Origin of the sequence: Allobosea robiniae, assembly GCF_900102525.1 — a bacterium.
Lineage (GTDB): Bacteria > Pseudomonadota > Alphaproteobacteria > Rhizobiales > Beijerinckiaceae > Allobosea > Allobosea robiniae.
Map to the genome: position 1 here is coordinate 302,810 of NZ_FNBZ01000004.1, position 9,852 is coordinate 312,661.

Consider the following 9,852-nt stretch of genomic DNA (forward strand, 5'->3'; position numbering starts at 1 on the left):
TTCCGCAAAGTCCGTCACTACGCGCGCAGCGAAACAATCCAGGGAGGCCGGGCTGAACGTCCCACCCGGCCTCCCTGGATTGTTTCGCTGCGCTTGCAGTGACGGTCGAGCATCGGGCAGCCATGCGATCCACCGCAGCGGCGCTCGATAAGGCCACCGGCTTCAGGATCCATGGGCAATCCGCCAGCGGCCGAGGCTGCGGCCCTGAGGCTCCTGCGTTTGAACCGCCTCTATCTGGGTGAGCAGTCCGGCGAAAAGTCGCGGCGGCGCGCTGTGCTGGATGTCCCGATCCGCCACCAGTCCGACTTCGATCGCGGAAGCGTCGACATCCACGACCTCCACGACGATCCGGAGACCAGGGGTGCTCCGCAAGGCGCGGGATGCAACATCCGCCACGAGAAAGCCGAGCGGGATGATCCGGTCGACAGACAGCGACGCTGCCGTCTCGATCCGGCTCGCCACCCATTGGTCGCGGCTGCGGATCAGGTTGGAAATCATGGTGACGACATCGTCGAGGAAGAGGTCGACGCGGACCGGCTGCATCTCGCCGTCGGCGAGGGTGAAGCGATAGGCGGCCGAGAGCACATGCACCCGGCATTCGGCATCGGCCAAAGCCAGCCTCGCCTCGTCGCGGTGATCGCGCTTGCTGAGGCCGATATAGCTCTGCACGACCTGCAGGCTGTTCTTGACCCTGTGATGCAGCTCACGGACGAGGAAGCGGTTGTCGTCGAGTGCGGTCTGGAGGCGGCGCTGACGAATCTCCTGCTCTTCGACCATTCCGTTGAAAGCCTCCGCGACGCTGCGGATATCGCTGGGCATGCCTTCCCCGACCGAAGCCCGCACACGGTTGTTGGAAGTTCTCGACCGGGCAGCAGCCTCGATGCCGCGCAGCCAGCGCAGGCAGTGCTTGTCGATCGCCCGCATGCAGACCAGGCAGAGCAGGGCGAGCGTCAGGAGCGGAGCGAGCAGCAATACGATGAATTGCAGCCGGGCCGCCTCGACCGGCCGCTCGTCGAAGCTCGCGACGATATAGAAATCCGGCTCGGCGACCATGCGCGCGACAAAGGCGCTGTCCTCTCCGGCCCGGTTCGGCGCCACCCAGCGCGCGAACGTCTCCGGCATGCGATCCGTGCGCGGCAACCAGGACAGGTCGCGGCTGTCTCCCCGGCTGGCGATGACGCCGGCAGCGCGCCCGATCAGCGCGACGTTCAGCGCCTGGCCATCTTCGCCGAGGTCGAAGACGTTCTCGAGCAGCTCCGGGGCTGTCAGGACGAGTGCCTGCTGCAATCCGCCGTTCGCCGACGGGGGGACCGATGCCAGGACGGCAAGATAGCGCTGGGCTCCGACCGTCACCTGATCGTAACGCATCCGGCCGAGATCGGCGCCGTTCCACATCCCAGTCGAAGGCCGGCCGGCCAGCTGCCGGACTATGCCCTCCAGCGCTTCGCTGGTGAGGGCGGCATCGAGCGAGCCGGTGCAGACCCGCCCATCCGCATGGCGCAGCAGAAAGGCGCGGAAGCCCCCGGCGCGCTCCATGGCCTTGGCGCCGGCATCCGGGCATCCGGCCGCATCGAGCCCAAGCTCGCTCGCCATGGTGCCAAAGGCGAGCAGCGCACGCGACGTGCCGCGATACCAGACGCGGGTGCGCACCGCAAAATCATCGACGGCGCGCGCCTGCGCCGCTTCGATCGCGACGACCGCCGACCGATAGGTGGCGTAGGCGGCGAAGGTCGAGGCGCAGGCGATCGGAACGGCGATCGCGACCAGCACAGCCAGCAGGCGGGTCCTGACCGTACTGAAACGCCGCAACCGCATCAGGAGCCAACGGGTTCGGAACCAACTCTCTGCATCGCAGCCGCACTCGTTCGGCCCGGCCCGAGATCATCGACACTGCCGATGGACAACAGTTCCGCCAGCTTCGTGCGAGCGCGATTGACCCGGCTCTTGATCGTGCCGATCGCCACGCCGCAGATTTCGGCGGCTTCCTCATAGGACAGCCCGGTGGCGCCGACCATGATCAGCACCTCGCGCTGCTCTTCCGGGAGCTTCGCCAGCGCCTTGCGGAAGTCGGCGAGATCGAGATGGCTCTCCTGGTTGCCGTGGGTCGCCATGCGCTCGGCATAGGTCCCTTCGCTGTCCTGAACCTCGCGACCGCGCTTGCGATACAACGAGTAATAGGTGTTGCGCAGGATGGTGAAGAGCCAGGCACGCAGGCTGGTACCGGGTTCGAACTTGTCCGAATTGCCCCAGGCCTTCAGCAGCGTGTCCTGCACGAGGTCGTCGGCCAGTTGCATGGAACCAGAGAGCGAGGCGGCGAAAGCGCGCAGATTGGGAATCTCGCGGATCAGCCCGTCCTTGAAGTCTTCGGTCCTGCGTTCCCGCGCCAGCGCCTCGGTCTGGTTCGCGGGCGCAATATCACTGGGACTCATCGCGCGACACTCCAGCTGCACGCTGCTCGGTCGCCTCAAGCTGCGCGAGCAGCACGAGAAACTTGTCGGGCACGGGCGCGTTCACGATGTCGTCGTAATGGGCCTTGAGGGAGCGGCCTATGGATTCCTGCACCTTCGGATCCAGAACCAGTTCGAAACCTTCGTCGGGATCGTCCGGTTCAGTCATCGCTGCGTCCAACCTGCTCATGTCAGCCCTCGTGCCACCATCGGGCCAGCTTTTCCAGCCGGTCCCGCATCTCAAAATCCTGCCGTCCCTGGTCTTGCCATTGCTTGCCGACGATGCCGAAGCCACGTCGCGATAGCGACACCAATACGCCATAACAACAGGTACCCCGATCAAAGGTTCCATGTCCCGGCAAAAATAAAATCCTTGTTTCCCGCGCGTCCTAAGCCATTATTCCGGCACGCTAAAAGGGACGCGTTCATGTCGATTGCAAAAGAAATTGCGCCTCATCTTCCATATCTGCGCCGCTTTGCGCGGGCGCTCTGCGGCAGCCAGCCAAGCGGCGACGCCTATGTCGTCGCCATGCTGGAAGCCCTGGTCGCCGACCCCTCGGGATTCCCGCGCGACATCGATCCGCGCATCGGCCTGTACAAGACCTTCCTCAAGCTGTGGTCCTCGGCCAGCGTCGATGCAGCCGCCCCGGTCGTCGAGCTGTCGCGCGCGCCGGCCGAGCGCAATCTCGAGGCGCTGACCCCGCGTCCGCGCCAGGCCTTCCTGCTGCGGACGGTGGAAGGCTTCCCGCTCGACGACGTCGCCAGGATCATGGACATCACGGCGGCGGATGCCTCCACGCTGATTCAGACCGCTGGACAGGAAATCGCCGAGCAGGTCGCGACCGAGGTGCTGATCATCGAGGACGAGCCGATCATCGCGCTCGACATCGAGACGATGGTCGAGGAGCTCGGCCACACCGTCACCGGCGTCGCCCGCACCCAGCGCGAGGCGATCGCGCTCGTCGCCAAGAAGCGGCCCGGCCTCGTGCTCGCCGACATCCAGCTCGCCGATGGCAGTTCGGGCCTCGATGCCGTCAACGAGATCCTGTCGACGATCGACGTGCCGGTGATCTTCATCACCGCCTATCCCGAGCGCCTCCTCACCGGCGACCGCCCGGAGCCGGCCTTCCTGATCACCAAGCCGTTCCAGCCGGAAGCCGTGAAAGCCGCGATCAGCCAGGCCCTGTTCTTCGACCGCCGCGCCGGCCGCAAGGCCGCCTGACGCTTCGATCCCATTCGAAGACGATCGAGGCCCGCGGCTTACCTCTGCGGGCCTTTTTTCTTGCCAACCGGGAACCCGTGCGGAGATGATGCGTTCCGCGTGGAATGACAGTTTCGTTTGCAGTTGGGGAGGGCGTGGATCATGGCGACGACCTGCTTCTCGGCCGCTATCGCGGCGTTATCGATCGGGGCTGCATTGTTCACCGGGATCGTGCAACCGGGAGCGCCGAGCGCGGAAATCCTGTCGCTCGCGCTGGCCGGCCTGACCGGCATCACGATCGCCAGCGCTTCGGCCCTGGACAGCTAGCCGGCTCTCCGCCCCGCTTCCGCCCGACGCCCTCACCGGCCCTCCACGAGGCGCGCCGGGCAAGGCGGAGCCTTGCGACCGCACTGGTTGCCATCGGCCTGTGCCTCATGCCGGGCCTGGGCATGGCTGACCCGGTCACGGCACCGTTCTCCGGGCAGCGACCGCCGCCGCGACCGCCTGAACTGCGCCCGTCCATGCCCGACGGAGCTGGAAAGACCGAAACGCGGAGCGCAGTACCTGCCCCCGCCGCAGTGCCCGCTCCTGCCAAGGCCGACAGCGCGGCTTCACCGGCTGGGCAGAGCTCGTGCCTCTCGGCCCTGGCCGCCATTCCCGGCAACCGGGTCACGCCCTCCGCCCCCGCCTCACAGAATGGCGATCCGGCCTGCCGGGTCAGCGAGCCCGTCCGGGTCGAGGCCCTCGCCATCAGGGGGCCGGACGGAGCCACAGCCGTGTCCTTCGAGCCGCCGCCCCTGCTGAGCTGCACCATGGCCAGGACGCTGGCCGATTGGCTCGACCGCAGTGTCCAGCCCTTGGCGCGCGGGCATTTCGAGCGCGATCTGGTGAGCCTGCGGGTCGGCGGGGGCCATGAATGCCGGCGACGAAACCGGGCGACGGCCGGGCCGGTCAGCGAGCACGCCACCGGCCAGGCGCTGGATATCTTCGCTTTCAAGCTGGGGTCTGCAAAAGACGGGTTGCAGGTCGTGGTCGAGAAGCCGAAGGGCCTGGCCGAGAACCGCTTTCTCGACGCCGTCCGGCAGGCGGCCTGCGGCGCCTTCATGACCACGTTGGGGCCGGGCTCGGACGCCGCCCATGCCAATCACCTGCATGTCGATATTCAGGAGCGCCGCTCGCGCGCCTCCCGCTTCTGCCAGTAGCCGAATTCAGTGAGAGAGATCGCCCGGCCCGAAACGCAGCAGCAGGCTCTGCCCTTCAGGGACCGCAGCGCCGACGCCGACAAGTCGAGGACCGCTGCGCCGCGCCGCCATCACCGCAAGTGCCGCCGCGCGATCGAGCCCCGTGGCAAGAAGGTCCTCGAGTTCCCAGAACGGCGGCAGCGCCGCCGGGAAATCCGGATCGATTATTGTGGGGGTTTCTCCCCGTGGACGACTCACTGACATCGACATTCCCATGCCAAGATGAAACGCCAACGCTACAAACTCGTCACTGTTCCCTAGCGTGGAACTGTGGGTTTCTTGGGGCGTTCGTCCCGCCAGTTCACCAGGAGTATTCGCGATGAGCCGAGGGCATTCCCGATCCTGCCTAGCCGCCCTCGCCTTCGCCGGCCTCATAGGAATGCATGAGCCCGCGGCGGCGCAGATTGCGGGCCCGCCGACGGGCCGCCTGTCCTGCACCGTGGGCAGCAATTTCGCCGCCATCGTCAAGTCGCAGCGCCCGACCGAATGCCGCTTCAGGCCGCGCCGCGGACCGACGCAGCATTATACGGGGATCGTCCGCAGCTTCAGCCTCGGCCTCGGTTCGGTCAGGAGCGCGGCCATGGTCTGGCGCGTCTACGGACCCTATGCGCGCGCGCCGCTGGGCGCGCTGAGCGGGTCCTACAAGAGCGGCAGCACGACCGCTCCGTCCACGGCCAGCAATGCGCTCTCGGGCGGCAAGGACAATGAGGCGACGCTGCTGCCGCTGCCGTTCCAGGGCAATCGCGGCATCAATGTCGCTGTCGGTGTCACCGCTCTCGACTTGACGCTCGTCGCTCCGGGACGGCGGCGCTGAAGCCGCGAAGAAGAGACAGGATTACCTTTTGCTAACCTTGACGGCTCAAAATCGACTCAAATCCTGTGCTTTCGGCCATGATAGGGCGCCAGAGCAGGAACATCGCCAGTCCTGTTACGTTGAGATCGCGTAACAGAGATTGCAGTGAGTGAGAGAGCCGGTCGATGGCTGATATCCGCGTACTCATCGTCGAGGACGACCCGTTCATCGCGATGGACATCGAAAGCGCCGTGGCCGATCAGCTCGGCGACGATGTCGAGCTGATCGTCGTCGGCTCCGTGGCGGAAGCCCGGCGGATGACCGCAAAGCAGCTCGCCTGCGCCCTGCTCGACATCGATGTCGTCGGCGGCAAGACCTTCGATGTCGCGAGCGTCCTGCAGGAAATCGGCACGCCCTTCGCCTTCGTCTCGGGTTCGGCGCCGCAGGAGGTGCCCGCAGCGCTTCGCAACGTCCGCTTCCTGCGCAAGCCATTCTCGACGCGCGAGGTCGCAGCCTTCGTGAAAAGCGCTGTCGGCGCACTCGACCTCAAGGCCATGCCAGGCTGATGCCCGCGCGTCAGGCCTGAGCTGGAAGAGCTTCCCGCTTCGGAAAGACGATCGTCACCCGCGTACCCGTACGCCCGGCCTGTTCAGGATGAGCCGGCTCGGTGTTCAGGGTCGCCCGCATGCTGCGCAGCAGGCTGGCGATCACGGTCTGGCCGAGGCCCTTGCTTGCGGTCTCCGCGGGCATGCCGACGCCGTCATCCTCGATCGACATGGCAAGGGCGGGCTCCCCTTCGTGCTCCGTCGGAGCGAAGCGGATGACGATCCGCCCCGCCATGCCGTCGGGAAAGGCGTGCTTGATGGCATTGGTGACGAGTTCGTTGACGATCACGACGAAGGACACGGCATCGCGGCCCGGCAGGCGAATCGATTCCATATCGAGTTCGATCCGGATCGGCCGGCCCTCGGCCGTCTTGCCGATCTCGGCGAGCAGATCCTCCATATAGGGCCGCGCATCGATCTCGTCGGTCTCGATATCCAGCCGCAGGCGCCTCTGGCCGGCCGCGATCGCCTGGATGCGCGACTGGGCCTGCGCCAGCGCCGTCTTGACCGCAGGCTCGCGCGCCTGCCGGCTCTGCACGTTGAGCAGCGCCGAGACCATGGCGAGGTTGTTGCCGACCCGGTGATTGACGTCGCGCAGCAGCGCCTCGATGCGCAGGCGCTCGCTTTCGAGCTGGCGGGTGCGCTCGCTCACGATCTGTTCGAGCTCGGCATTGCTGATCGCCAGCGCATTGCTGCGGCGCTGGCGGCGGCGCAATTGCTGCCAGGCGGCGAAAGCCAGACCCGCCAGCGCGACGACGATGCCGGTGCTGCCCCAGAGGCGGCGGCGTTCTTCCCGGCTGTAGAGCGATCTCAGCCGAACATTCTCGCTCTGCTGGATCGCCTGCACGGTTTCACGCAGCCGGTCCATCGCGGCGATGCCATCCTCGCTCCTGACCAGCGCCAGAGCCTCCGCCCTGCGGCCCGCCCGCTCCAGCGCGATCGTCCGGTCGAGTTCCGAGAATTTCACGCCCATGTCCGCGCGCAGCTTGGCGACCCGCTCCTTCTGAACGGGATCGGCATCGGCGAGCGCCGCGAGGATGTCGAGCTCAGGCCCGGCAGCGCCCCTGCCCTCGGTGAAGGGGTCGAGATAATCGGCCTCCCCGGTCAGCAGGAAACCGCGCTGCCCGGTCTCGGCATCGCGCATCCGGCCGAGGAAGCGCTCGGCCCGCTCGCGGATCTCGATCGCGTGGGAAACACGGTCCGCCGTCTGCCGCGCCTGCTGGTTGATCCAGGCGGCCAGCACGACCGCAACCGCGACCACCCCGATCGCGATGATCGTGGTCGTCGCCGAGCGAAGGCGCGCGCCGAAGACCGGAAAAACCGGTATCGGAAAGCGGCTGCGGGGCCTCACCTGAGCAGACATGCAGATCTTGTTACGGGACGCATGCCGACATCCCTATGTAAAAAGACATGCCTCGTCCATGTCGCCGATCAGCGCGGAATCAGGCTTCCCCATCGTCATCCGCGCCGCCCGCAACGATCTGGCGGCCCAGAATTGCGCCGAGAACGACGATGCCGCCGGCGGCCGCCATCCGCCAGCTCAGGCGCGATCCGATGAGCTTGGCGGCCAGCGGCGCGGCGGCCAGAGCCGCGGTTGCGGCGGGACGCGGTGGCCGGCGGCGGTTCTTGACGATCACCGCCATGCCCAGCGCCAGCAAGGCCGCGAGGAAAAGGCCACCGGCAATCCAGAGGCTGGCGGCGACCGCGCCATAGCGCAGCGCCAGGACGGTATGCAGCGCGTTCAACGCATAGCCGCCGGCGCAGAGCATCAGCAGCGCGGCGAGGCCGAACAGGCCGTAGACGGTGACATTGCGCCTCACCACCCCGGAGACCTCCGAGGTGATGAAGGATCCGATCCCCCCGAACATGGTCAGCGCGCCGACAGGAAGCCGACGAACAAGCCGACCGCCGCCGCCAGCCCCAGCGCACGCAGCGGCCGCTCGCGGATTTCCGCCTCGATCAGCTGCTGCAATTCGGTGGCCTGCTCCTTAGCGACGTCGACCATCCTGTCGGTGTCGACGCCGACGGCGCGCAGGCGCTCGCTGACGGTGGCGGCGATATCCTCGGCGCTGCGCGTCAGGGTATCCTCCAAGGCGCTCGCCTGGCGCCTGGCGCGGGCTCCGGCCTGGCGCGCTTCCGCCGCGACATCCTCGGCGCCGGCCTCGACCTCGGCCTTCGCACGCTTGGCGGCGGCGGCAGCCTGACGTTTCGCGGATGTCGTGGTGGCCATGGCGGTATCGTCCTGTCGCTGATGGAAATTCGGATGGTGGCGAGGAGACGCGGCAGCCGCAAGGGCCACCACATGATCGGGCAACGCGGCCGCTCCGGTTCTGTTCCGAGCGTGACGCTCAGGCAGCCTCGGCTTCGCCGGCCTCTTCGGCCTCCTCCTTGGCCTTTTCGCGGCGATAGCGCGCGAACTCCTCCTGCGCCACCATGGCGACGATCACGATCGGCGTCGAGAGTACCGCGCCGACCGGGCCCCAGAGCCAAAGCCAGAAGATGAAGGCGATGAAGACGAGGAAAGGCGAGATGGTCAATCGGTTGCCGACGAAGACCGGCGTGACCGCGTTACCCTCGATCAGGTGCAGGACGTAATAGGCCGCCGCCGGCCAGAGCGCCGCGAGGATCGAGGGCGCATCGAGCAGTGCGCCGGCCAGAAGCATGATCGCGACGATGATCGGGCCGATGAAGGCGAGGTAGTTGAGCAGGAAGGCGAGCGCCCCCCAGAACACCGGGAATGGCAGGCCGGCGACCCAGGCGATCGCCATGGTGAGGATGCCCATGCCGAGATTGATCATCGTCACCAGCGCGAAATAGCGTGCCACCCGCGACTCGATCTCCTCGAAGAAGGAGCCGGCCGAGCGGCGCGCGCCCCGGCCGAGGCAGAGCCGGAGCACCCGCGCCTTGAGATGACGGCGCGTCGCCAGCCAGAAATAGATCGTCGCGACAAAGATCAGCAGCCCGCCCGCCGCCGCGGACGAGGTGAGCGCGATGTCGAAGAGCGGATTGCCCTGGGACACGCTGAGCTCGGCGCCCTTGCCGGTGATCGAGGCAATGCCGCGCTTGAATTCGTCCATGAAGGCGAAGACCCCGGCGAGCTTGCCCTGCAGGGCCGCCATCATCGCCGGAGCCTGATCGCTCCAGCCGGCAACGGGCACGGCGAGGATCGCGATCGCGCCGAAGAGCAGGCCGATGAAGAGCAGCACCACCAGTGCCGCGGCGGCGTGCTGCGGCACCCGGTGCCGCGCCAGCACGTCGACGAGCGGCCCGAGCACGAGCCCGAAGATCACGCCGGCCGTGACCGGCATGGCGATGACCTTGGTCAGCGCCAGCGAGGCCGTCGCCAGGATGAGGAAGATGCCGACAATGGCATAGCGGACGATGAGATCATGCTCATACGGCGTGACCTCTTCGGTTTCCTCCGCCGATTCCGGTTCCGCCATGTAGCGCGGAAACGGCCGCCAGGCCGATGAGCTGAGCATGGGATGTTCCAACGCGCGATCCGCGCCCCCCTGGCGCGTCAGAGATAGCAACGCCGGAAGGATCGGCCGGGTTCCGGTTGGTC

Annotated in this window: 13 protein-coding genes; 5 read left to right on the forward strand and 8 right to left on the reverse strand. The window is 67.1% G+C overall.

Features of this window, described 5'->3' with window-relative positions; all coding sequences use genetic code 11:
• Window positions 1-162: 162 nt before the first annotated feature.
• From BLQ70_RS13260 to BLQ70_RS13270, 3 genes are read right to left on the reverse strand one after another with little or no spacing between them, the layout of a single operon-like run.
• Window positions 163-1,815 (reverse strand): histidine kinase dimerization/phosphoacceptor domain -containing protein, encoded by a 1,653-nt coding sequence (locus BLQ70_RS13260; RefSeq protein WP_091857361.1) that lies wholly within the window; start codon window positions 1,813-1,815, stop codon window positions 163-165.
• Complete coding sequence (locus BLQ70_RS13265; protein WP_082617664.1) at window positions 1,815-2,429, reverse strand: sigma-70 family RNA polymerase sigma factor; 615 nt, start codon at window positions 2,427-2,429, stop codon at window positions 1,815-1,817. Before BLQ70_RS13265 ends, BLQ70_RS13260 begins: the two co-directional genes overlap by 1 nt.
• Window positions 2,416-2,637 (reverse strand): NepR family anti-sigma factor, encoded by a 222-nt coding sequence (locus tag BLQ70_RS13270; RefSeq protein WP_061970855.1) that lies wholly within the window; start codon window positions 2,635-2,637, stop codon window positions 2,416-2,418. Before BLQ70_RS13270 ends, BLQ70_RS13265 begins: the two co-directional genes overlap by 14 nt.
• A gap of 237 nt (window positions 2,638-2,874) precedes the next feature.
• Here BLQ70_RS13270 and BLQ70_RS13275 point away from each other — a divergent pair, with 237 nt between their 5' ends.
• From BLQ70_RS13275 to BLQ70_RS25645, 3 genes are all read left to right on the forward strand, one after another.
• Window positions 2,875-3,669 carry a response regulator gene (locus tag BLQ70_RS13275; RefSeq protein WP_061970857.1) on the forward strand — a complete coding sequence of 265 codons (795 nt, stop codon included), beginning with the start codon at window positions 2,875-2,877 and terminating at the stop codon, window positions 3,667-3,669.
• Between the two features lie 141 nt (window positions 3,670-3,810).
• Window positions 3,811-3,975 carry a hypothetical protein gene (locus tag BLQ70_RS25640; RefSeq protein WP_162260137.1) on the forward strand — a complete coding sequence of 55 codons (165 nt, stop codon included), beginning with the start codon at window positions 3,811-3,813 and terminating at the stop codon, window positions 3,973-3,975.
• A gap of 194 nt (window positions 3,976-4,169) precedes the next feature.
• A complete protein-coding gene (locus BLQ70_RS25645) occupies window positions 4,170-4,850 on the forward strand; it encodes an extensin-like domain-containing protein (protein WP_244512013.1) in 681 nt (226 codons plus the stop codon).
• Between the two features lie 6 nt (window positions 4,851-4,856).
• Here BLQ70_RS25645 and BLQ70_RS25355 read toward each other — a convergent pair whose 3' ends face one another.
• Window positions 4,857-5,123 carry a hypothetical protein gene (locus BLQ70_RS25355; protein ID WP_139163541.1) on the reverse strand — a complete coding sequence of 89 codons (267 nt, stop codon included), beginning with the start codon at window positions 5,121-5,123 and terminating at the stop codon, window positions 4,857-4,859.
• Between the two features lie 145 nt (window positions 5,124-5,268).
• Between BLQ70_RS25355 and BLQ70_RS13285 the strand changes: the two genes are divergently transcribed.
• The gene (locus tag BLQ70_RS13285) at window positions 5,269-5,703 is read left to right on the forward strand and encodes a DUF992 domain-containing protein (RefSeq protein WP_061970862.1); all 435 of its coding nucleotides are present in this window, start codon (window positions 5,269-5,271) and stop codon (window positions 5,701-5,703) included.
• Window positions 5,704-5,867: 164 nt separating this feature from the next.
• Window positions 5,868-6,248: a response regulator gene (locus BLQ70_RS13290; RefSeq protein WP_091857363.1), complete on the forward strand. Its 381-nt coding sequence runs from the start codon at window positions 5,868-5,870 to the stop codon at window positions 6,246-6,248.
• A gap of 10 nt (window positions 6,249-6,258) precedes the next feature.
• Here the strand turns inward: BLQ70_RS13290 and BLQ70_RS13295 are convergent, their stop codons facing one another.
• The 4 genes from BLQ70_RS13295 to BLQ70_RS13310 form a co-directional block, all read right to left on the reverse strand.
• Window positions 6,259-7,650: a sensor histidine kinase gene (locus BLQ70_RS13295; protein WP_091857364.1), complete on the reverse strand. Its 1,392-nt coding sequence runs from the start codon at window positions 7,648-7,650 to the stop codon at window positions 6,259-6,261.
• A gap of 79 nt (window positions 7,651-7,729) precedes the next feature.
• Entirely contained in the window at window positions 7,730-8,155 is a 426-nt protein-coding gene (locus BLQ70_RS13300) for a hypothetical protein (protein WP_061970868.1), read from the reverse strand.
• A 2-nt stretch (window positions 8,156-8,157) separates the two neighbouring features.
• The gene (locus BLQ70_RS13305; RefSeq protein ID WP_091857365.1) at window positions 8,158-8,517 is read right to left on the reverse strand and encodes a DUF883 C-terminal domain-containing protein; all 360 of its coding nucleotides are present in this window, start codon (window positions 8,515-8,517) and stop codon (window positions 8,158-8,160) included.
• Window positions 8,518-8,635: 118 nt separating this feature from the next.
• Window positions 8,636-9,769, reverse strand: coding sequence for an AI-2E family transporter (locus tag BLQ70_RS13310; RefSeq protein ID WP_091857366.1), 1,134 nt, complete (start codon window positions 9,767-9,769; stop codon window positions 8,636-8,638).
• Between the last annotated feature and the right edge of the window lie 83 nt (window positions 9,770-9,852).

Bases quoted from the DNA above. Each gene is read 5' to 3' on its own strand.
- BLQ70_RS13290 (WP_091857363.1), top strand. From the start codon at position 5,868: ATGGCTGATATCCGCGTACTCATCGTCGAGGACGACCCGTTCATCGCG.
- BLQ70_RS13300 (WP_061970868.1), bottom strand. From the start codon at position 8,155: ATGTTCGGGGGGATCGGATCCTTCATCACCTCGGAGGTCTCCGGGGTG.
- BLQ70_RS25640 (WP_162260137.1), top strand. From the start codon at position 3,811: ATGGCGACGACCTGCTTCTCGGCCGCTATCGCGGCGTTATCGATCGGG.
- BLQ70_RS13270 (WP_061970855.1), bottom strand. From the start codon at position 2,637: ATGAGCAGGTTGGACGCAGCGATGACTGAACCGGACGATCCCGACGAA.
- BLQ70_RS25645 (WP_244512013.1), top strand. From the start codon at position 4,170: ATGCCCGACGGAGCTGGAAAGACCGAAACGCGGAGCGCAGTACCTGCC.
- BLQ70_RS13285 (WP_061970862.1), top strand. From the start codon at position 5,269: ATGCATGAGCCCGCGGCGGCGCAGATTGCGGGCCCGCCGACGGGCCGC.
- BLQ70_RS13275 (WP_061970857.1), top strand. From the start codon at position 2,875: ATGTCGATTGCAAAAGAAATTGCGCCTCATCTTCCATATCTGCGCCGC.
- BLQ70_RS13295 (WP_091857364.1), bottom strand. From the start codon at position 7,650: ATGTCTGCTCAGGTGAGGCCCCGCAGCCGCTTTCCGATACCGGTTTTT.
- BLQ70_RS13305 (WP_091857365.1), bottom strand. From the start codon at position 8,517: ATGGCCACCACGACATCCGCGAAACGTCAGGCTGCCGCCGCCGCCAAG.
- BLQ70_RS13260 (WP_091857361.1), bottom strand. From the start codon at position 1,815: ATGCGGTTGCGGCGTTTCAGTACGGTCAGGACCCGCCTGCTGGCTGTG.
- BLQ70_RS13265 (WP_082617664.1), bottom strand. From the start codon at position 2,429: ATGAGTCCCAGTGATATTGCGCCCGCGAACCAGACCGAGGCGCTGGCG.
- BLQ70_RS13310 (WP_091857366.1), bottom strand. From the start codon at position 9,769: ATGCTCAGCTCATCGGCCTGGCGGCCGTTTCCGCGCTACATGGCGGAA.